The following is an 18,958-nucleotide window of genomic DNA, read 5'->3' on the forward strand; positions in this document are numbered from 1 at the left end:
CACCCAACGACATCACGTTGGAGATGGCATGGACACCCGTTCACGCTCGCCAGACGCGGCGTACCGCACGCCTTACAACCCAACCTGGGAGCCGCTCGTCCCCACGCCGGCCGTCGAGTTCTGGTTCGATTTCGGCAGCAACTACAGCTACCTCAGCGCGATGCGCATCGAAGCCGCGGCTGCGCGCCTCGGCGTCCGCGTCGTGTGGAGGCCTTTTCTGCTGGGGCCGATCTTCCGGTCGTTCGGCTGGAACAGCTCGCCCTTAGTGCTGCAGGAGGCCAAGGGCCACTACATGTGGCAGGACATCGCACGCGAATGCGCGAAGTACGGCGTGCCGTGGGTGCGGCCCAGCACGTTTCCGCGTAACGCCGTGCTGCCGGCGCGCGTGGCGCTGCTCGGCGCGCACGAGCCATGGATCGGCGCGTTCTGCCAGCACATGATGCTGCGCAACTTCGCGCAGGACCAAGACATCCACACCGCCGAGGTCGTCGGCGAAGCGCTCGCCGCCCTCGGCTTGCCCGCTGAAGAGATCCTCATCCTGGCGCAGTCCGGGGCCGTCAAGCAGGCGCTGCGCGAACAAACGGGCGCGGCACAGGTTCGCGGCATTTTTGGCGCGCCGACCTTCTTTGTCGGCAATGCGATGTTCTGGGGCAATGACCGCCTGGACGATGCGCTGGCATGTGCGGCGGCACATCGCGCGCATGTGGCCGCTTGATATCGCTGATCCGCGATGTGGTGCGTCGATCCCCGTTGATCGATATTCCGGGCGTGGCGCACCGCGTCGGCCGTCAGGCGCCGTATCGGCGGGCATCGGAGGCGCCGTCTGCGGTGTACGCTCGCGGGCACCGCGCTTTGACACTAACTGGCGGACACCCATGCCCCCTACTCCACGACCCGACATCCTCAGGCAGATTCCGGCCGGCATCTGGGTGCTCGGCTGCGTCAGCCTGCTGATGGACATTGCCTCCGAGATGATCCACAGCCTGCTGCCGCTGTTCATGGTGTCGGCGCTGGGCGCAAGCGCCCTGTCGGTCGGGCTGATCGAGGGCCTGGGCGAGTCGACTGCGCTCATCGTCAAGATCTTCTCTGGCACGCTGAGCGACTACCTCGGCAAGCGCAAGGGCCTGGCGGTCTTCGGCTATGCGCTGGGCGCGCTGTCCAAACCGTTGTTCGCCATTGCGCCCACCGCGGGCATCGTGCTGACGGCGCGCCTGCTGGACCGCGTCGGCAAGGGCATCCGCGGGGCGCCGCGCGATGCGCTGGTCGCCGACATTGCCCCGCCTGCACTGCGCGGCGCGGCCTTTGGGCTGCGGCAGTCGCTCGATACCGTGGGCGCGTTTCTGGGGCCGCTGCTGGCGGTCGGCCTGATGCTGCTGTGGGCGGATGATTTTCGCGCCGTGTTCTGGGTGGCCGTGGTGCCGGGACTGCTCTCTGTTGCGCTGCTGATGTTCGGCCTGCGGGAGCCCAAAACCCACAACGGCGCCCGCCGCGCCAACCCGATCCGCCGCGACAACCTGCAGCGGCTGAACAGCGCGTACTGGTGGGTGGTGATGATCGGCGCGGTCTTCACGCTCGCGCGGTTTTCCGAAGCGTTCCTGGTGCTGCGGGCACAGCAAGGCGGCATTCCGCTGGCGCTGGTGCCGCTGGTCATGGTGGCGATGAACGTCGTCTATGCGCTGGCGGCGTATCCATTCGGCAAGCTCTCTGACCGCATGAGCCACACGAAGCTGCTCGCGCTTGGGCTGGTGGTTCTGATTGCCGCCGATGTGGTGCTCGGCCTGTCCGCTCACTGGAGCGTGGTCATCGCAGGCGTGGCGCTGTGGGGCGTGCACATGGGCATCACGCAGGGCTTGCTGGCAACCATGGTCGCCGACACCGCACCGGCCGACTTGCGCGGCACCGCTTACGGCATGTTCAACCTCGTAAGCGGGCTGGCGATGTTGGCTGCGAGCGTTCTGGCGGGCTTGTTGTGGGACAAGCTCGGCGCAGCCGCGACATTCCATGCGGGGGCGGTGTTCTGCGTGCTGGCGTTGGGCCTGTTGGCCATGCGAGGTAAGTCTTCCGGCCCAATCACGTGACGTTCGCCTGCACGCCGAACCAGTCCACCAGAAAATCGAGCATCGCCCGCAGCGCCGCCGGCATCTGCCTGCGCGAGCTGTACACGCCGTGAATGCCCAGCGCCTGCGGCACGTGGTCGGGCAACAAACGCACGAGTTGCCCGCTGGCGATCAGCGGCGCGGCAGCAAACACCGGCTGCAATGCAATCCCCGCGCCCTCCCGCGCCGCTGCCAGCAGGACCATCGATTCATTCGCACTCAGATTGCCGCCCACCGGCACGTCTGATGGCGCGCCCGTCTTCGCCTCGGTGAACTTCCACAGGCTCTTGCCGAAGTACGAATACGTCAGGCAGTTGTGAACGGCCAGGTCTTGCACGCGGCGCGGCGTACCGTGCGCGGCCAGGTAAGATGGTGCCGCCACCACGACGGATTCGCACATGCCCAGCGGCCGCGCAATCAGGTTCGGATCCAGATCGTTGGTGATGCGCACGGCCAGGTCGATGCGTTCTTCCACGAGGTTGATGGTGCGGTTGTCGACCACCAGATCGACGGCCGTTTGCGGATAGCGCCGCAGGTAGGCCGTCACCGCCGCGCTCAACGTCTGCTGCGCCAGGGACTGCGCGCAGGCAATGCGCAGGAGCCCGCGCGGCGTGTCGGCTTCGGGGCCATCCGCCATGGCCATCTGCGAAGCGATTTCCAGCATCTGGCGGCAGCGTGCAAGCGTGGCCTCGCCGGCGGGTGTCAGGCCGATGCGGCGCGTGGTCCGGTGCAGCAGCCGCGCGCCGGACCACGCCTCCATCTGCGCCAGGTAACGCGTGACCATCGCGCGCGACATGTCGAGCGCTTCGGCGGCGGCGCTCAGGCTGCCGCGCTCGACAATCGCCACAAACACTTCGGCCGACGTGATGCGATCCATATTTGATCGATTGGAGAAACAAATATGCGCATCTTAGGGGGTTTTTCGATCGGATCAAGCAACCTACAGTGGCGACATTGCACGCATTTCATCCGACTGGAGAAACCCGATGTCCCTGCTCCGCACCCTGCTTGCCGCCGGCCTGGTCAGCGCCGGCCTTGCTGCTCACGCTGCTCCGCCTGCCCCCTTGCATCTCGAGGTCTACAACCCCGGCGCCAAGGGCATCTTCCCGGTGTCGTCGGAAATCATCAGCGGTGCGCACGAAGCGATCCTGATCGACGCGCAATTCCAGCGCAGCGATGCAGAGGCGCTCGTGCAGAAACTCAAGGCCAGCGGCAAGACGCTCACCACGGTCTACATCAGCCAGAGCGATCCGGATTACTACTTCGGCCTCGAGGTCATCCGCGCTGCCTTCCCCAACGCGAAGATCGTGGCAACACCGCAAACCGTGGCCGCCATCAAGGCATCAATGAACGGCAAGCTCGCGTACTGGGGCCCGATCCTCAAGGACAACGCGCCCAAGACGCTCGTGCTGCCCGACGCGCTGAACGCCGACCACCTCACGCTCGAAGGCCGCACCATCGAGATCAAGGGCCTGAACGGCCCCGACGCGGCACGCACGTATCTGTGGATCCCATCGATCAAGACCGTGGCCGGCGGCGTGGTTGTCAACAGCGGCGACCACGTTTGGGTGGCCGACGCGCAGACGCGCGAATCGCGCCTGGGCTGGTTGCAGACGCTGGACAACATCACAGCGCTCAAGCCGACGACCGTGGTGCCCGGTCACTTCACGGGTGCAATGCCAAAGGGGCTGGACGCGGTACGCTTTACCGCGGATTACCTGAAAACCTTCGAGGTACAGGCCGCCAAGGCGAACAACTCGGCGGAGCTGATCAAGGCGATGAAGGCGGCCTATCCGACGCTGCCCGGCGATGCATCGCTGGAGCTGAGCGCCAAGGTCATCAAGGGAGAAATGAAGTGGCCGCAGTAAGCTGGTCTGCCACCGAGGAAACAACATGACGACGTTGCATTACATCTACGACCCGCTGTGCGGCTGGTGCTACGGCGCCGCGCCGCTGGTGGAAGCCGCGCGCACGGTGCCTGGCCTCACGATCGCCTTCCACGGCGGCGGCATGCTTGCAGGCCCGAACCGCCGTACGATCACGCCCCAATGGCGCGACTACGTGATGCCGCACGACCACCGCATTGCCGAGTTGACCGGCCAACCCTTCGGCGAGCCCTACTTTGAAGGCCTGTTGCGCGACACCACGGCCGTGATGGATTCGGAGCCGCCCATTACCGCCGTGCTTGCAGCCCAGGCGCTCGGCCGCCGCGGGCTGGACATGATCCATCGCATCCAGCGCGCGCATTACGAACAAGGCCGTCGCATTGCAGATGTGCCGGTACTGCGCGCGCTGGCAGCCGAGATCGGCCTATCGCCCGAAGCATTCGATGCGGAATACGCGCGGCAAGCCGGTGCGCTCACGCAGCAGCACATCGCCCAAAGCCGACAGTGGCTCGATCGAGTGGGCGGTCAGGGGTTTCCGACGTTTGCGCTGGAAGATGCCGATGGCCAACTGGGCATCATCGACGTTGGCCCGTGGCTCGGCAAACCGGAACCCTGGGCTCAGGCGCTGACGCAGCACATCGGCGCGCCTTCCCCAATGAACCAAGCCGATGGCCCTGTCTGCGGGCCCGACGGCTGCGCATAACAACCTGGCGCTCAGCCTTTGAGCGCCCAGCGGCCGAGTTCGTCGTAGCGCGTTTTGCCGAGCCAGCTATGGATGAGAACGAACTCGCGCACGGTCCACGTGATGGGCTCGACCGCTTTCGGCGCAAAGCCGCCGCGGTCATACAACAGCGTGATGTGCGGCTTGAAATGCCCACGCGGCACCGGCACGGCGGCATGCTGGAGCGCCTCGCCCAGCGCCGCCTGAAACGCCATCAGGCCGCCCACGCCTTCGTCGCCCAGCAGCACGAACGGCCGATGGTCGCGCCGGCCATGAAAGCTCACCACCTGGTTGAACGTGGCGTCGAATGCCGGCAATGCGAGGCCGGCCGCTGCTGCACGCACACGCGCCACGACATCGTCAGGCGGCGGATGAACGAAATCGCCAAGGTGATGCAGCGTGACATGCAGGCGCTCCGTACGCAGCGCCTTGCCCTTGAAGCCCACGACGGGCCGCAATTGCTGGATCAGCCGCGCGATGCGCTCGGCGGTATCCACGTCAGGCTTGATCGCCAGAAACAGGCGATGCGCGGGCAATTGCGGGGTGGCTTCGAATCCGGGAAGAGTGAGCTGGGTCACGGCAGGGTCGTCAAACGCCGGGCTGGCGATCCACCCATTATCGACGCCCGCATGACGTCCCGCTGAAAGTCGTGTTGCTCGCATCAAAAACAACGCCCGGCGGGGTGAACCTGCCGGGCGTGGCCTCTCGGATGTGATGCGGCGATCAGATATCGAAGAACACCGTCTCCGCGCCGCCATCCGGCGTGTCTTGCAGGCGCACGTCGAAGGTGTAGACCACCTCGCCGTTACGCTCGCTGCGCTGGGCAATCAGCGTCTTGCGGCGCACTTCCCACTCGATGCCGTTCAGCACCGGGTCCGTGCCGTTGGCCGCGGCCTCATCGCTGAAGTACACGCGTGTGTGCAGGCCGAGGTTGATGCCGCGGGCAAACAGGATCATGCAGATATGCGGTGCCTGCGTGGTTCCGCTGCGGCCGGCCACGGCGCCCGGCTTGATCGTGTCGAAGCGATAGACGCCCGTATCGAAATCGGCGCCGGCGCGGCCCCAGCCGCGGAATGCCGGGTCGACAGGTTTGTCTTGCCGATCGGCCGGATGGGCGTACTTGCCGTCCGCGTTGGCTTGCCAGATCTCGATCAGCACGTCGCGCACGAGCGAGCCCGAGCCATCGTAGACGCGGCCTTCCAGCGCAATGCGTTCGCCGCGTGTGGCGGGCGTCGTCAGGACGCTGCCGAATTCCTTGTCGTAGATGTCGAAGCCGGCCTGGCGCGGTGCAAGACCGATGTGCACGTATGGGCCGCCCGTCTGCGATGCGGTCTCGTTGAAATGCGCGAACGGCGGCGTTGTCGTCATGGCCGTTGCCTGGGCACGTTCGAGCGATTCACGCAGTGTGGTCGTGGTCATCACTTGGCTCCTTGCAGGGCGGGCACGGCGTTTTCGAAATGCGTGGCACGGCGGCCGCGCAGCGTGATGTCGAAGCGGTAGCAGCGGCTGTCGAGGGGCACGTGGTTCGCCGTGTCGTGCAGCGCGATCAGACCGCGCACCTGCTCTTCGCTCGGGATGGTCTTGATGATGGGGCACTGCGCGATCATCGGGTCGCCCTCGAAGTACATCTGCGTGATCAGGCGCTGCGCCCAGCCATCGCCCGAGAGCGAGTAATGGATGTGCGACGGGCGCCAGTCGTTGATGCGGTTGCGCCACGGATACGGGCCGGGCTTGATGGTGCGATAGACGTAGTAGCCGTTGGCATCCGTCAGCATGCGGCCGCAGCCGCCAAAGTTCGGGTCGATCGGCGCGATGTACTGGTCTTTCTTGTGGCGGTAGCGGCCGCCGGCGTTGGCCTGCCACACCTCCACCAGCGCGTTCGGCACGGGGCGGCCGAACTCGTCGCGCACGTAGCCGTGGACGATGATGCGCTCGCCGATCGGCAGGCCTTCCTTGGCGTAGTTGAGGATCAGGTCGTTGTCGAGCGCGCCCAGGTCGTCGGCATGGAACACCGGTGCGGTGGTTTCCGACAGGGTATTCAGGGTGGAGATGAGCGCGTTGCGCGGCGAGCGCAGCACGCTGGTCTTGTAGCCGGGGGTCAGTGCGGGCGGATGCAGCGCGGTGTTGCGCTGGGCGAATTCGCCGGTGCCGGAAAGCGGCAGGGTCATGGGGCGTCTCCTTATGAAATCGTGCAGAGACTGTATCGCCGACAAAAAGTGAAGTAAATTGACTTATTATCGGAAAATCGATAACCCCAAGTTATGGAAAGCGCCTTCTCAGCGGATTTGCCGTCCCGCATCCGGTTTCGCCATCTGAGCTGCTTTGTCGCCATCGCGCAGGAGCGCAACCTGCGGCGCGCCGCCGAGCGGTTGCATCTGAGCCAGCCGGCGGTGTCGAAAACGCTCGGTGAGCTGGAGGCGCTGGCCGGTGTGCAGCTCGTGGAGCGCGGCCGGCAAGGCGCGCGGCTCACCGCGGCCGGCGAGCAATTCCTGCGGCATGCAGTGGGCGTGACGCAGGCGCTGGAATCGGCCACCGCCGCGCTGATGGGATCGACGGACGCTTCCGCGCCGGTCGTACATGTGGGCGCCCTGCCGACGGTGGCCAGCAGCCTACTGCCCCAGGCGATTGCCCATTTGCACGCGCAGCGCCCGCATGCCGGCGTGCGGTTGCGCACCGGCACCAATGTCGAGCTGCTGACCGCGCTCAAGGCCGGCGAGCTCGATTTCATCGTCGGCCGCATGGCCGAGCCCGACCGCATGCAGGGGCTGTCGTTCGAGTTGCTGTATGCCGAGCCGCTGGCGCTGGTCGTGCGGCCCGGGCATCCGCTGCTGACGCAGGCGGGCGCGTCGGCCTCGCTGCAGGCGGTGCTGGATTACCCGCTGGTGATCGCCACGCCGGGCACGGTGCCGCGCCATCACACCGAAGCGCTGTTCCAGACGCACGGGCTGCGCTTGCCGGCGGGCGTGACGGAAACGCTTTCGGTGTCCGTCGCACGGTTGCTGGCGTGCCGATCCGATGCGGTGTGGATCACCCCCGAGCGCGCCGCCGCCGACGACCTGGCGCATGGTCAACTCGCCCGTCTGGACATCGTCACGTCGGGCACCCAGGAGCCCGTCGGCCTGCTGCGCAGAAGCGCCGCCACGCCAAGCGAACTGGCCAGCGCCTTCATGGAACTGCTGACGGAGCTGGCGCAGACGCCCGGCTGAGCCGCCCTGCGCTCAAAAAAATGCCGACCCCATGGCCGGCATTTTTCGTTTCGACGCGCAGATCAGCGGTGTGCCATCTCCACGTCATCAGCAGCATCGAAGACACTGCGATCGGTCTGCCCCAGCAACTGGCTGGTGATCGTCCCGGCGGTCATCGAGCCGTTGACGTTGAGCGCGGTACGGCCCATGTCGATCAGCGGTTCGATGGAGATCAGCAGTGCCACGAGCGTCACCGGCAAGCCCATCGCCGGCAGCACGATCAACGCTGCAAATGTGGCGCCGCCGCCCACACCCGCCACGCCGACCGAGCTGAGCGTGACCACCGCCACGAGCGTTGCAATCCATACAGGATCGAACGGGTTGATGCCCACGGTGGGCGCCACCATCACTGCCAGCATGGCGGGATACAGGCCTGCGCAGCCGTTCTGGCCAATGGTCGTGCCAAACGATGCGGCGAAGCTGGCGATCGACTCCGGCACGCCGATGCGCCGCGTCTGCGCCTCGATGCTCAGCGGAATGGTGGCCGCACTCGACCGGCTCGTGAACGCGAACGACAGCGCCGGCCAGACCTTGCGGAAGAAGCGAAGCGGATTGATGCCGTTGAGCGTGAGCAGCACGGCATGCACGCCGAACATGATCGCCAGGCCCAGGTAAGACGCCACCACGAAACCGCCGAGCTTGATGATGTCCTGCACGTTGGACACAGCCACCACGTTCGTCATCAGCGCCAGCACGCCGTAAGGGGTCAGGCGAATGACGAGCCGCACGAGCTTCATCACCCAGGCCTGCGCGGTGTCGATGGCGGTCAGCACGCGCTCGCCCTTCACCGCATCATCCTTGAGCAGGTTCAAGGCAGCCACGCCGAGGAACGCCGCAAAGATCACCACGCCGATGATGGACGTCGGCTTGGCACCGGTCAGCTCGGCAAACGGGTTCTTCGGAATGAAGGACTGCACCAGCTGCGGCACCGACAGGTCGGCCACCTTGCCGACATAGTTGTCCTGGATGGCGGTCAGCCGGGCGGTTTCCTGCGCGCCCTGCACCAGCCCTTGCGCCGTCAGGCCAAACAGGTGGGTGACGAACACGCCGACCAGCGCCGAGATCAGCGTCGTGAGCAGCAGCGTACCGATCGTCAGCACACTGATCTTGCCCAGCGACGCCGTGCTGTTGAGCCTGGCGACCGAGTTCAGCACTGACACCAGCACGAGCGGCATGACGATCATCTGCAGCAGCTGGATATAGCCGCCGCCAACGATGCCGAACCACGAGATCGACTGCTTGAGCGTCGCGCTGTCGTCGCCATAGATCAGGTGCAGCGCCAGTCCGAACACGATGCCCAGCACCATGCCCAGCAGCACACGCTTGGCCAGACTCCAGCTCGCGTTCACACGGCCGAGGGCAATCAGGATGACGACGAACGTCGCGAGATTGAGTAAGAGCGGAAGGTTCATGTTGCTTGTGGGTCGCACGCAGCGATCAAAAATCGAGCGGGCATCTTACGCCAGTTGCACAAAGGTTGCCGAGGCACGAAACGCATCGCAACTGCGGCTCCGCCTGGCGCAGAGGCGCTGTTCCAACTGGTGTTGGCCACGGCCTCCGGCACGCGCATCAAGAGCGGACTGGATGGTTTGGGCGCCAACCAGTTCGTGCCCTGGCAGCTTGGCGCGGTGATGCAAGACGTGTACCCGGCACCCCGCCGGGCGACGCGGCCCGCAGCATCAAGAGCAACCCAGCGCCGATCCCAACCGCGCCAATGCAGCGCGCCACGCGCTGTCCAGCTTGCGGCCATCACGCGGGCCGCTGAAGGCGCGACTCGGCGGGGCGGCGTAATGGCGCGCCTTTCCCGCCAATGAAAGAAGCCCGCGGTCATGCGGGCTTTTTCGTTTGAGTGGCGCGTTGCGCTCCCTCTCACTCAGTCATTCATAGCGACGACGTCATCTCTTTGCCTGCGTTCTTCAGTGCCGTGAGGCCAATGCCCACTCGCTTAGCCGCGATTGATCACGAGACATCAGCCCTTTCAAGATCGGCGATCAGCCCTGGCCCGGTCGGGTTCCAGCCGAGCGCCTTCCGCGTCTTTTCGCTTGACGCCACCAGGTCGCGGCCGGCAAATCGCGCCAACCAACCGAAATGCGCAGGCGCCTCTTCCGCGGAGACGGATTTGACAGGCACGTTCAGGCCGCGGCCGATCGCTTCGGCAATATCTCGCATCAGCACGCCTTCTTCGGCCACTGCATGATATTTCGCACCGGCTTCGTTCTTTTCCAGCACCAGTCTGTAAAGACGCGCGACATCCGAGATGTGCGCCGCTGCCCAGCGGTTGCGCCCTTCTTCCACATACGCGGACACGCCCTTCTCGCGCGCCATGGCAACCGCGTAGGTCAGCAGCCCTTGCCGCATCGTGTTGTGAACCTGGGGAAGCCTGACGATCGCGGCGCGCACGCCCTTCAGAGATCGCGCCGTCTGCTCGGAGACGCGGGGAAACGGGAAATCGGGCGGCACGTCGTCGTCCTCGGTCGCAATCCGGCCCGGCGCGGCTAATCCCGCCGTGCCCGCCGTCGCGATGAGTAGTTTGTCCGAACCTGCGAGGACGGAACCCAACGCTTCGATCGCCCGGCGATCGATTTCGCAGGACAGCGCAAAGTTCTCCCAGTCGTGGACAAAGCCCAGGTGAATAACGGCGTCGGCGGCGGCTGCGCCTGCCCGCAGGCTGTCGAGATCTTCGAGCGAACCGCGATGGACGTCTGCTCCAATGGCCGCCAGGGATTCCTCCCCTTCATCCGAACGCGCCATGCCGAGAACCTGATGTCCGGCGGCGATCAGCTCCTTGACGGTCGGCATGCCAACAAATCCGGTCGCGCCGGTGACGAAAACACGCATGATCTGGTCTCCAGTTTTTTCCTGGGAGACAAATCTAGGCGCCGCGACTATCCTGGTAAAGTAGTGACGTTATCATATTAAAATGGCTACCGGGATCGACCGACAACAGCCCAACGAAAACCTCCTCGGGACGTATCTGCGGGACCGGCGCATGAAGCTCGACCCCGCGGCGCTCGGATTTCCTCCGGGGCGCCGGCGCACGCCGGGCCTTCGCCGCGAGGAAGTGGCACAGCGCGCGAATATCAGTACGACCTGGTATACGTGGCTCGAACAAGGTCGCGGTGGCGCGCCTTCGGCCGATGTGCTGGACCGGATCTCGCAGGCGCTGATGCTGACGGACGTCGAGCGCGAACACCTCTTCCTGCTCGGCCTTGGGCGACCGCCCGTGGCGCGCTACCAGGAGAAAGACAGTGTCACGCCGCGTCTGCAGCGCGTCCTCGACGCGTTGGATCCGAGCCCTGCCCTCATTCGTACGGCGACCTGGAACGTCCTCGCGTGGAATCGGGCGGCCACCGTGATGCTGGGCGACTATGGCGCGCTGCCGCCGCACCAGCGCAATGTGCTGCGCACGATCTTCCTTGACCCGCGTGCCCGTGCCGTGCAGTACGACTGGGAGAGCGTCGCGCGCCACGTCATCGGTGCCTTCCGCGTGGATGCCGCACGCGCGGGCGCGGCAACGGAGGTGGAACCTCTCGTCGACGAGTTGTCCCGGCTCAGTCCGGAGTTCAGGGCGATGTGGCGTGACAACGTTGTCCGCGAGGTCCACGGCGAGGCCATCAAGCGCATCCGCCATCCGGTGCTGGGGCCGCTCGCTTTTGAATACTCGACCTTCTCGGTCGACGGCCGGACGGATCTCAGCATGTGCGTCTACAACCCCGCGACGCCAGCGGATGCGGAGAAAATCGCATCGCAGATCGGCTTGGCCTCAACAACGCTCGCGGCGGCTGTCGATGAAGGGCGCCGCAGCGGAAGCCGACGGGCCCGATAACCCGGGCTGAGATTGCAGAAAAGAGGTCTTGCGCAGAGACCTTTACCGTCGAAGATGGATTTGCAAGACAGTGAGCCGGACGACCTTCATCCGGCTCTCGATGCTTACCGCGCGCGCTACCGCCGGGCTATCCTGCTGGCCGGCGATAGCGGCTGACGGCAGTCGTGACGCAACGTCGCTCGAATCGACACGTCACGACAGTTTCGCGACAGTCCGCGACGGACTCGTTTCACTCCCACTCGATCGTCGCAGGCGGCTTGCCCGACACGTCATACACGACCCGGTTCAGCCCGCGCACTTCATTGATGATGCGGTTCGACACCCGGCCCAGCAACGCGTACGGCAGGTGCGCCCAGTGGGCGGTCATGAAGTCGGTCGTCTGCACGGCGCGCAGCGCGGTCACATAGTCGTACGTGCGGCCATCGCCCATCACGCCGACGGACTTGACGGGCAGGAACACCGCAAACGCCTGGCTCGTCAGGTCGTACCAGCTCTTGCCGACATCGCCCTCGCCGCACAGGCCCGCTGCGGCGTCTTGCGCCGTCGCCTTGGTGCCGCGCAGTTCTTCGATGAAGATCGCATCGGCACGGCGCAGCAGGTCGGCGTATTCGCGCTTGACCTCGCCCAGGATCCGCACGCCCAGGCCCGGGCCCGGGAACGGATGGCGATACACCATTTCGTGCGGCAGGCCGAGCGCCACGCCCAGCTCGCGCACCTCGTCCTTGAACAGGTCGCGCAGCGGTTCGAGCAGCTTCAGACCCAGCGTTTCCGGCAGGCCGCCCACGTTGTGGTGGCTCTTGATGGTCGTGGCCTTCTTGGTCTTGGCGCCGCCCGATTCGATCACGTCGGGGTAGATCGTGCCTTGGGCGAGCCACTTGGCATTCGTCAGCTTCTTGGCCTCGGCCTGGAACACCTCGACGAACTCGCGGCCGATGATCTTGCGCTTGGCTTCCGGATCGGTCACGCCGGCCAGATGGCCGAGGAACTGCTCCGACGCGTCGACGTGCACGACCTTCGCGTGCAGGCGGCCGGCGAACATGTCCATGACCATCTTGCCTTCGTCCAGGCGCAGCAGGCCGTGGTCGACGAACACGCAGGTCAGCTGATCGCCGATGGCGCGGTGAATCAGGGCTGCCGCCACCGACGAATCCACACCGCCCGACAGGCCCAGGATGACCTCTTCATCGCCGACCTGTTCGCGGATCGCCTTGACGGCTTCCTCGATGTGGTCGCGCATGATCCAGTCGGGCTTGGCGCCGGCGATCTCCAGCACGAACCGCTCTAGCATCGCGCGGCCCTGCACGGTGTGCGTGACTTCCGGGTGGAACTGCACGGCGTAGTAGCCGCGCGCCTCGTCAGCCATGCCGGCGACCGGGCAACTCGGCGTGGACGCCATCAGCTTGAAGCCCGGCGGCAGTTCGGTGACCTTGTCGCCGTGGCTCATCCACACCTTGAGCATGCCGTGGCCTTCGGGCGTGGAGAAATCCTGGATGTCCTTGAGCAGGCGGGTGTGGCCGTGCGCGCGCACCTCGGCATAGCCGAATTCGCGGTGGTCGCTCCACTCCACCTTGCCGCCCAGTTGCACGGCCATGGTCTGCATGCCGTAGCAGATGCCGAGCACCGGCACGCCCAGGTCCCACACCGCTTGCGGCGCGCGCAGCTGGTGGTCTTCATAGGTACTGGCATGGCTGCCGGACAGGATGATGGCCTTGGGCGCGAACTCGCGCACAAAGGCGTCGGACACGTCGTTCGGATGGATTTCGCAGTAGACGTGGGCTTCGCGCACACGCCGCGCGATCAGTTGCGTGACCTGCGAGCCGAAATCAAGGATGAGGACTTTGTCGTGCATGTTGTGGAGGGAGGGAATCGGCGATCGTGTCGACTTCAGTGCCGGGGCCGTAGCCGGGCGGCGGCATGTAAGCGGGTTCTTTGCGTTGGACTTTCTCTGCGCGCTCTCGTTCGCGGGCGGCAAAGGCCTCTTCCTTGGCCTTCTGCGCGCGCACGCGCTCGTTGGTGCGCACGCGGCGCGACGCAGGAATCTGCACGGCGGAGAATGCGGCCAGCACGGCAGCAAACGTGGGCAGCCAGATGCGTCCTGCACCTTCCACCGGCAGGTGGAAGAACAGCAGCCACGCGATCACGAGCACGGCCACGGCCAGGTTCACATGGCCGATCACCTGCGCCACGGCACTGGTGAGCTGCCCGTTGACGGTGGCGTACCACAGCAGCCAGGCCAGGCCGACCAGCACAACGCCGAGGAGCTGGCCATACATGGCCGGATCCGGCTGCGGCAGTTGCAGCGCGCCGAAGATCGATGTCATCGGCGAGGCCAGCAGGACGAGACCGACGCACAGTGCGACAGCCGCATCCAGAAACAGAACGATTCGCAGAAGCGCTTTCATCATCCTCTCCAGTTGCGGGCGGCCGCCCGTGCCTCGGCCACCGGTTGATTCCATGGATCGGCCGGAGCGCCCGCGCGCCCCGGCGGCAGTACTGCTTGCCTTCTATCTTGTGGACGACCGGATCAGTCGCGGTGATAGTTCGGCGCTTCCTTCGTGATCTGCACGTCGTGCACGTGTGATTCGCGCATGCCGGCGGCGGTGATCTCGACAAACTGGCTCTTCTCGTGCCATTCGGCAATCGACGCGCAGCCGCAGTAGCCCATCGACGAGCGGATGCCGCCCGTGAGCTGGTGCACGATCGGCAGCACCGAACCCTTGAACGGCACACGGCCCTCGATGCCTTCCGGCACGAGCTTGTCGACGTTGGCGGTGTTGTCTTCCTGGAAGTAGCGGTCGGCCGCGCCATCCTTCATGGCGCCCACCGAGCCCATGCCGCGGTAGCTCTTGTACGAGCGGCCCTGGTACAGGAACACCTCGCCCGGGGCTTCTTCCGTGCCGGCGAACATGCCGCCCATCATCACGGTGTGCGCACCGGCCGCGAGCGCCTTGGCGACGTCGCCCGAGTAGCGGATCCCGCCGTCGGCAACGAGCGGCACGCCGGTGTTCTTCAGCGCCTCGGCCACGTTGGAGACCGCCGTAATCTGCGGCACGCCGACGCCGGCAACGATCCGGGTCGTGCAGATCGAGCCCGGGCCAATACCCACCTTGACGCCATCCGCGCCGTGGTCGACCAGCGCCTTGGCGGCTTCAGCCGTGGCGATGTTGCCGCCGATCACCTGCACTTGCGGGTAGTTGTCCTTGATCCAGCGCACGCGGTTGAGCACGCCCTGGCTGTGGCCGTGCGCCGTGTCGACGACAATCACGTCCACGCCGGCCTTGACCAGCAGTTCGACGCGCAGATCATTGTCCGGCCCGACGCCGACCGCGGCGCCCACACGCAGCGAGCCCCGCTCGTCCTTCGAGGCAAGCGGGTATTCGGTGGCCTTCTGGATATCCTTGACGGTGATGAGGCCGCGCAGCTCGAAAGCGTCGCCCACCACCAGCACACGCTCCAGTCGGTGCTTGTTCATCAGGCGCTTGGCTTCTTCCAGCGAGGCGCCTTCCTTGACGGTGACGAGCTTCTCGCCCGGCGTCATCTTGGCGCGCACCGGGGCGTCCAGCTCCTCTTCGAAACGCAGGTCGCGGTTGGTGATGATGCCCACCACCTTCTTGCCTTCCAGCACCGGGAAGCCCGAGATGCCGTGCTGGGCCGACAGCGCCATCACGTCGCGGATCTTCATGTCCGGACCGATGGTGATCGGGTCGCGCAGCACGCCCGATTCAAAGCGCTTGACCTTGGCGACTTCGCGCGCCTGTTCTTCCGGCTTCAGGTTCTTGTGGACGATACCGATGCCACCTTGCTGCGCCATGGCGATGGCGAGCCGTGCTTCCGTGACCGTATCCATGGCGGCGGACACGAGCGGAATGGCGAGTTCGATTGAACGGGTGAGCTTGGTGCGAAGAGACGTATCGCGGGGCAGGACGGCCGAGTAGGCCGGGACGAGCAGCACATCATCGAACGTGAGTGCTTTCTGGACAAGACGCATAGCAATTTCCTCTAGGCGCAAAATCGGATTATACGGGAATTCGCCCCACGATTGTAGAGACCCGTGCTATGCTCGATAAATTTTTCTTCGCGCACGCACCGATTGGTGCCCTGCGCCGCCAGCGGCCGCTCTTGTGGGGAGGCCCCGTATGGCGAGGGTGCCGGCTCCGCGCGTCTTCGAAATGGGAATTGGCGTATTGTGCGCCCTTCTGGCAGGGGCCATGTGGGGCATGGTCTTCATTGCGCCCCGGGCGCTGCCGGCGTTCTCGCCGTGGGAACTGACCCTCGGCCGCTACCTCGCCTACGGCGCCATCGCAATCATTGCCACCGCGCCGCAGCTTGCGCGCATTGCCCGCAAACTCACCCGCGCCGATTGCCTCGCGCTGGTGCGCCAGTCCTGCGCAGGCAACCTCGTCTATTACGTCCTACTGGCCTTTGCCGTCCAACTGGCCGGCGTCGCGCCTGCATCGCTCATCATCGGCGTCCTGCCCATTACCGTGACGGTGCTGGGCCGCGGCGACCACGGCGCCGCGCCCCTCTCCCGGCTGATCGGGCCGCTGGCCGTGGTGGCCGCCGGCATCGTCTGCATCAATGTCGACGTGTTCGGGCAGGCGGCCGCGGCAGCCGACCCTGCCCGCCCGGTATGGCAGCGCATTGCCGGTATCGCGTGCGCGGTCGGCGCGCTGTGCAGTTGGACGTGGTACGCCGTGGACAACGCCCGGTACCTGCAGCGCAATCCGCATTTCTCGGGCAACGAATGGTCGGCGCTGTACGGCATGTCGACCGGCGTGCTGTCGGCCGCATTGACGGTGATCGCGCTGCTGGTGGCCGGCACAGCCTGGGCCAGCGGCGGCGGGCGCGTCTGGACCACGTTCTGGGTAGTCAATGCGGCTGTCGCCCTGGGGGCGTCGCTGATCGGCAACAACCTGTGGAACGTCGCGTCACGGCGCCTGCCGCTCACGCTGTCGGGCCAGATGATCGTGTTCGAGACGCTGTTCGCCCTGGCATACGGCTTCGTGTACGACGGCCGCTGGCCGCGCCCGCTCGAGATTGCCGCCATCGCGCTGCTGATCGTGGGTGTCGGCTGGTCGGTGCGCTTGCACGCCGAAGACAAGTCTGCATAAACTGGGCGCCTTGCCGGGGGGCGAGTCAACAGGCGCGGCCATGCCGTCGGCCTGGATCATCGAGTGGCGATCACGCCACCGGCCTCCGTGCGCGCCGTGGGGCCGTCGTCGGGTCGGCCAGCGCGCCGCCGGCAGTCCATCGAACGAGAACTCCATGAAACGACTGCACGTCTTGCTGCCTGCCGCTGCCACCCTGATCGCCATCGCCTGCCCGGCCGCCTCTGCCCAGTGGGCGTGGCAATGGCGCGACGAGAAGGGACAGATGGTCTACAGCGACGCCGCGCCGCCGCCCTCCGTTCCACCCAGCCGCATCATCCGCAACCCGAACAGCCGCACGGCGACGGCGTATGAGGCACTTCCCGCCGCGGCGTCGAGCGCCAAGGCCGCCGACGCCGCCACGGCGAAGCCGGGCCAGCCGGCTTCTGCCGTGGCCGCGTCCAACCCCGACGAAGAACTGCGCAAGCGGCTGGCCGATCGGGCCAAGAAGGAACAGGAGGAAGCCAGGCAGGCCGAAGCCGCACAGCGCAAACAGGCAGAATGCCAGCGGCTGCGCAACGAGACGGCTTATATGCAGGAAGGCCGCCGCGTCGGCACCGCGCAGGCCGATGGCTCGATCGCGTACATGGACGACAACCAGCGCGCCGCCGCGGTTCAGCGCAACCAGGCCGCGATCAGCGCGAACTGCAGCTGAGCGCGCGTCATTCCACGACGTCGCCCTTGGGCGCCTCGTTGCGCAGCCATTTCAGTCCTTCGCGCGTGCCCGTGGCACGCACCTTCTGCACGCGGCGGCGACGCGCGGTCTTCGGGTCGGCAATCAGCGGCCCGAGGATTTCCACGCGGTCGCGCGCGTGCAACGGCGCATCGGGCGTCGTGCGCTTGCCGTAGACCGCCAGCCGGCACGCGTCCGATGCGAGTTCCGATTCGTTGAGCAGGCCGGACACGCGCACCGCGTCGGCCACCGTCGCGCGGGCAGGCACCCGCACATGGACGAGCCTCGGCGGCACGACCGTCGCCAGGCAGACCATCACGTCGATGCAATCAGGATTCGCCATAGACCGTCTCGGCGCGCTTGACGAACGAATCGACAAAGGTGTTGGCGATCATGCTGAACACCGGGCCGATCAGCTTTTCCAGGATCACGCTGGAAAATTCGTAATGCAGGTGGAAGTTGATCTTGCAGGCATCGGCGCGCAGCGGCGTAAAAATCCAGAAACCGGTGAAGGCCTTGAAAGGCCCGTCGGCGAACGTCATATCGATGCGTGTCGGCCGTGTTTGCGTGTTGCGCGTGCGGAAGAACTGGTGGATGCCCTTGAAAGCGATGTCCACGCGCGCGTCGAGCGACGTTTCGGTCTGCTCGTAGATTTCCACCCCGCCGCACCACGGCAGGAAGTTCGGATAGTCCTTGACGTTGGTCACCAGGTCGAACATCTGTTCGGCCGAGTAGCCGATCAACACGGTTTTTTCAACGTCTGCCATGCGTCATCCGGAAGCTTTGCGCGCCGCTTGCCCCTTGCTGATCGGGACTTGCGGCGGATTTGTTAAACTCGCCATTTTATCGCAGCGCACATGGAAGCCGCTTCCCTGATGCGCCCACCGCACATTCCAACGTATGACCATCGCCGACAACAAGAAAGCCTTTTTCGATTACTTCATCGAAGAGCGCTACGAGGCGGGCATCGTACTCGAGGGCTGGGAGGTGAAGGCCATCCGCGCCAACCGCGCGCAGATCAAGGAAGGCTACGTCGTGATCCGCAATGCGGAGCTGTTCCTGATCGGCGCCCACATCAGCCCCTTGCAATCGGCCTCCACCCACGTCAAGCCTGATCCCGTGCGCACCCGCAAGCTGCTGCTGCATGCCGAGGAGATCAAGAAGCTCATCGGCAAGGTCGAGCAGCGCGGATACACGCTCGTGCCGCTCAACCTGCACTACACGCGCGGCCGCGTGAAGTGCGAAATCGGTCTGGCCAAGGGCAAAAAGCTCTTCGACAAGCGCGAAACCGAAAAGAACCGCGACTGGCAGCGCGAAAAGGCGCGCCTCATGCGCGAAAAGGCCTGAGCCCTCGCGCATTCCTT

At 65.7% G+C, this 18,958-nt stretch carries 20 protein-coding genes and 1 pseudogene; 10 read left to right on the top strand and 11 right to left on the bottom strand.

Annotation, left to right across the window (positions count from 1 at the left end):
* The first annotated feature begins 28 nt into the window (after positions 1 to 28).
* Positions 29 to 715, top strand: a complete 687-nt coding sequence (locus KHN96_RS09275) for a 2-hydroxychromene-2-carboxylate isomerase (RefSeq protein WP_062739182.1) — start codon at positions 29 to 31, stop codon at positions 713 to 715.
* A 160-nt stretch (positions 716 to 875) separates the two neighbouring features.
* A complete protein-coding gene (locus tag KHN96_RS09280) occupies positions 876 to 2,078 on the top strand; it encodes an MFS transporter (protein WP_062739181.1) in 1,203 nt (400 codons plus the stop codon).
* On the opposite strand, the gene KHN96_RS09285 is transcribed toward KHN96_RS09280, so the two are convergent.
* Positions 2,071 to 2,973, bottom strand: coding sequence for a LysR family transcriptional regulator (locus KHN96_RS09285; protein ID WP_062739180.1), 903 nt, complete (start codon positions 2,971 to 2,973; stop codon positions 2,071 to 2,073). The two genes, KHN96_RS09280 and KHN96_RS09285, sit on opposite strands and share 8 nt — an antisense overlap.
* A 109-nt stretch (positions 2,974 to 3,082) precedes the next feature.
* Between KHN96_RS09285 and KHN96_RS09290 the strand changes: the two genes are divergently transcribed.
* The gene (locus KHN96_RS09290) at positions 3,083 to 3,964 is read left to right on the top strand and encodes an MBL fold metallo-hydrolase (protein WP_062739179.1); all 882 of its coding nucleotides are present in this window, start codon (positions 3,083 to 3,085) and stop codon (positions 3,962 to 3,964) included.
* A gap of 25 nt (positions 3,965 to 3,989) precedes the next feature.
* Entirely contained in the window at positions 3,990 to 4,685 is a 696-nt protein-coding gene (locus KHN96_RS09295) for a DsbA family protein (RefSeq protein ID WP_062739178.1), read from the top strand.
* A gap of 11 nt (positions 4,686 to 4,696) precedes the next feature.
* On the opposite strand, the gene thpR is transcribed toward KHN96_RS09295, so the two are convergent.
* From thpR to pcaH, 3 genes are all read right to left on the bottom strand, one after another.
* Positions 4,697 to 5,365 (bottom strand): RNA 2',3'-cyclic phosphodiesterase, encoded by a 669-nt coding sequence (gene thpR / locus KHN96_RS09300; RefSeq protein ID WP_082062967.1) that lies wholly within the window; start codon positions 5,363 to 5,365, stop codon positions 4,697 to 4,699.
* A 61-nt stretch (positions 5,366 to 5,426) separates the two neighbouring features.
* Complete coding sequence (pcaG, locus tag KHN96_RS09305) at positions 5,427 to 6,122, bottom strand: protocatechuate 3,4-dioxygenase subunit alpha (protein WP_004626744.1); 696 nt, start codon at positions 6,120 to 6,122, stop codon at positions 5,427 to 5,429.
* Positions 6,122 to 6,871 (bottom strand): protocatechuate 3,4-dioxygenase subunit beta, encoded by a 750-nt coding sequence (gene pcaH / locus KHN96_RS09310; RefSeq protein ID WP_062739176.1) that lies wholly within the window; start codon positions 6,869 to 6,871, stop codon positions 6,122 to 6,124. Before pcaH ends, pcaG begins: the two co-directional genes overlap by 1 nt.
* A 93-nt stretch (positions 6,872 to 6,964) precedes the next feature.
* Here pcaH and pcaQ point away from each other — a divergent pair, with 93 nt between their 5' ends.
* Positions 6,965 to 7,909 carry a pca operon transcription factor PcaQ gene (gene pcaQ / locus KHN96_RS09315; RefSeq protein WP_045786783.1) on the top strand — a complete coding sequence of 315 codons (945 nt, stop codon included), beginning with the start codon at positions 6,965 to 6,967 and terminating at the stop codon, positions 7,907 to 7,909.
* A gap of 62 nt (positions 7,910 to 7,971) precedes the next feature.
* Here the strand turns inward: pcaQ and KHN96_RS09320 are convergent, their stop codons facing one another.
* Complete coding sequence (locus tag KHN96_RS09320) at positions 7,972 to 9,360, bottom strand: L-cystine transporter (RefSeq protein ID WP_045786782.1); 1,389 nt, start codon at positions 9,358 to 9,360, stop codon at positions 7,972 to 7,974.
* 111 nt (positions 9,361 to 9,471) lie between these two features.
* Here KHN96_RS09320 and KHN96_RS23005 point away from each other — a divergent pair.
* Positions 9,472 to 9,579 (top strand): annotated as a pseudogene (locus KHN96_RS23005) (altronate hydrolase); the annotation flags it as partial.
* Positions 9,580 to 9,907: 328 nt separating this feature from the next.
* On the opposite strand, the gene KHN96_RS09325 reads toward KHN96_RS23005, so the two are convergent.
* Positions 9,908 to 10,786 carry an SDR family oxidoreductase gene (locus KHN96_RS09325; RefSeq protein WP_062739175.1) on the bottom strand — a complete coding sequence of 293 codons (879 nt, stop codon included), beginning with the start codon at positions 10,784 to 10,786 and terminating at the stop codon, positions 9,908 to 9,910.
* 82 nt (positions 10,787 to 10,868) lie between these two features.
* Here KHN96_RS09325 and KHN96_RS09330 point away from each other — a divergent pair, with 82 nt between their 5' ends.
* On the top strand, positions 10,869 to 11,774 hold the full coding sequence (locus KHN96_RS09330) for a helix-turn-helix transcriptional regulator (RefSeq protein WP_062739174.1): 906 nt from the start codon (positions 10,869 to 10,871) through the stop codon (positions 11,772 to 11,774).
* 229 nt (positions 11,775 to 12,003) lie between these two features.
* On the opposite strand, the gene guaA is transcribed toward KHN96_RS09330, so the two are convergent.
* The 3 genes from guaA to guaB form a co-directional block, all read right to left on the bottom strand.
* On the bottom strand, positions 12,004 to 13,623 hold the full coding sequence (gene guaA, locus KHN96_RS09335; protein ID WP_045786779.1) for a glutamine-hydrolyzing GMP synthase: 1,620 nt from the start codon (positions 13,621 to 13,623) through the stop codon (positions 12,004 to 12,006).
* A complete protein-coding gene (locus KHN96_RS09340; RefSeq protein WP_045786778.1) occupies positions 13,598 to 14,176 on the bottom strand; it encodes a hypothetical protein in 579 nt (192 codons plus the stop codon). The genes guaA and KHN96_RS09340 overlap by 26 nt, the downstream gene beginning before the upstream one ends.
* 122 nt (positions 14,177 to 14,298) lie before the next feature.
* Entirely contained in the window at positions 14,299 to 15,762 is a 1,464-nt protein-coding gene (gene guaB / locus KHN96_RS09345; RefSeq protein WP_045786777.1) for an IMP dehydrogenase, read from the bottom strand.
* Positions 15,763 to 15,943: 181 nt separating this feature from the next.
* On the opposite strand from guaB, the gene KHN96_RS09350 reads away from it, so the two are divergent.
* The gene (locus tag KHN96_RS09350; RefSeq protein ID WP_062739160.1) at positions 15,944 to 16,885 is read left to right on the top strand and encodes a DMT family transporter; all 942 of its coding nucleotides are present in this window, start codon (positions 15,944 to 15,946) and stop codon (positions 16,883 to 16,885) included.
* A gap of 154 nt (positions 16,886 to 17,039) precedes the next feature.
* Positions 17,040 to 17,576, top strand: coding sequence for a DUF4124 domain-containing protein (locus KHN96_RS09355; protein ID WP_062739159.1), 537 nt, complete (start codon positions 17,040 to 17,042; stop codon positions 17,574 to 17,576).
* A gap of 7 nt (positions 17,577 to 17,583) precedes the next feature.
* On the opposite strand, the gene KHN96_RS09360 is transcribed toward KHN96_RS09355, so the two are convergent.
* Positions 17,584 to 17,937, bottom strand: a complete 354-nt coding sequence (locus tag KHN96_RS09360; RefSeq protein ID WP_045786774.1) for an RnfH family protein — start codon at positions 17,935 to 17,937, stop codon at positions 17,584 to 17,586.
* Complete coding sequence (locus KHN96_RS09365) at positions 17,924 to 18,361, bottom strand: type II toxin-antitoxin system RatA family toxin (RefSeq protein ID WP_045786773.1); 438 nt, start codon at positions 18,359 to 18,361, stop codon at positions 17,924 to 17,926. Before KHN96_RS09365 ends, KHN96_RS09360 begins: the two co-directional genes overlap by 14 nt.
* A gap of 133 nt (positions 18,362 to 18,494) precedes the next feature.
* Here KHN96_RS09365 and smpB point away from each other — a divergent pair, with 133 nt between their 5' ends.
* A complete protein-coding gene (gene smpB / locus KHN96_RS09370; protein ID WP_045786772.1) occupies positions 18,495 to 18,941 on the top strand; it encodes an SsrA-binding protein SmpB in 447 nt (148 codons plus the stop codon).
* The last annotated feature ends 17 nt before the right edge of the window (positions 18,942 to 18,958 follow it).

It is taken from the genome of Ralstonia mannitolilytica, assembly GCF_905397375.1.
Classification (GTDB): domain Bacteria; phylum Pseudomonadota; class Gammaproteobacteria; order Burkholderiales; family Burkholderiaceae; genus Ralstonia; species Ralstonia mannitolilytica.

Coding starts and splice junctions, on each gene's coding strand:
- KHN96_RS09275 (WP_062739182.1), top strand. CDS start 29: ATGGACACCCGTTCACGCTCGCCAGACGCGGCGTACCGCACGCCTTAC.
- KHN96_RS09280 (WP_062739181.1), top strand. CDS start 876: ATGCCCCCTACTCCACGACCCGACATCCTCAGGCAGATTCCGGCCGGC.
- KHN96_RS09285 (WP_062739180.1), bottom strand. CDS start 2,973: ATGGATCGCATCACGTCGGCCGAAGTGTTTGTGGCGATTGTCGAGCGC.
- KHN96_RS09290 (WP_062739179.1), top strand. CDS start 3,083: ATGTCCCTGCTCCGCACCCTGCTTGCCGCCGGCCTGGTCAGCGCCGGC.
- KHN96_RS09295 (WP_062739178.1), top strand. CDS start 3,990: ATGACGACGTTGCATTACATCTACGACCCGCTGTGCGGCTGGTGCTAC.
- thpR (WP_082062967.1), bottom strand. CDS start 5,365: ATGCGAGCAACACGACTTTCAGCGGGACGTCATGCGGGCGTCGATAAT.
- pcaG (WP_004626744.1), bottom strand. CDS start 6,122: ATGACCACGACCACACTGCGTGAATCGCTCGAACGTGCCCAGGCAACG.
- pcaH (WP_062739176.1), bottom strand. CDS start 6,871: ATGACCCTGCCGCTTTCCGGCACCGGCGAATTCGCCCAGCGCAACACC.
- pcaQ (WP_045786783.1), top strand. CDS start 6,965: ATGGAAAGCGCCTTCTCAGCGGATTTGCCGTCCCGCATCCGGTTTCGC.
- KHN96_RS09320 (WP_045786782.1), bottom strand. CDS start 9,360: ATGAACCTTCCGCTCTTACTCAATCTCGCGACGTTCGTCGTCATCCTG.
- KHN96_RS09325 (WP_062739175.1), bottom strand. CDS start 10,786: ATGCGTGTTTTCGTCACCGGCGCGACCGGATTTGTTGGCATGCCGACC.
- KHN96_RS09330 (WP_062739174.1), top strand. CDS start 10,869: ATGGCTACCGGGATCGACCGACAACAGCCCAACGAAAACCTCCTCGGG.
- guaA (WP_045786779.1), bottom strand. CDS start 13,623: ATGCACGACAAAGTCCTCATCCTTGATTTCGGCTCGCAGGTCACGCAA.
- KHN96_RS09340 (WP_045786778.1), bottom strand. CDS start 14,176: ATGAAAGCGCTTCTGCGAATCGTTCTGTTTCTGGATGCGGCTGTCGCA.
- guaB (WP_045786777.1), bottom strand. CDS start 15,762: ATGCGTCTTGTCCAGAAAGCACTCACGTTCGATGATGTGCTGCTCGTC.
- KHN96_RS09350 (WP_062739160.1), top strand. CDS start 15,944: ATGGGAATTGGCGTATTGTGCGCCCTTCTGGCAGGGGCCATGTGGGGC.
- KHN96_RS09355 (WP_062739159.1), top strand. CDS start 17,040: ATGAAACGACTGCACGTCTTGCTGCCTGCCGCTGCCACCCTGATCGCC.
- KHN96_RS09360 (WP_045786774.1), bottom strand. CDS start 17,937: ATGGCGAATCCTGATTGCATCGACGTGATGGTCTGCCTGGCGACGGTC.
- KHN96_RS09365 (WP_045786773.1), bottom strand. CDS start 18,361: ATGGCAGACGTTGAAAAAACCGTGTTGATCGGCTACTCGGCCGAACAG.
- smpB (WP_045786772.1), top strand. CDS start 18,495: ATGACCATCGCCGACAACAAGAAAGCCTTTTTCGATTACTTCATCGAA.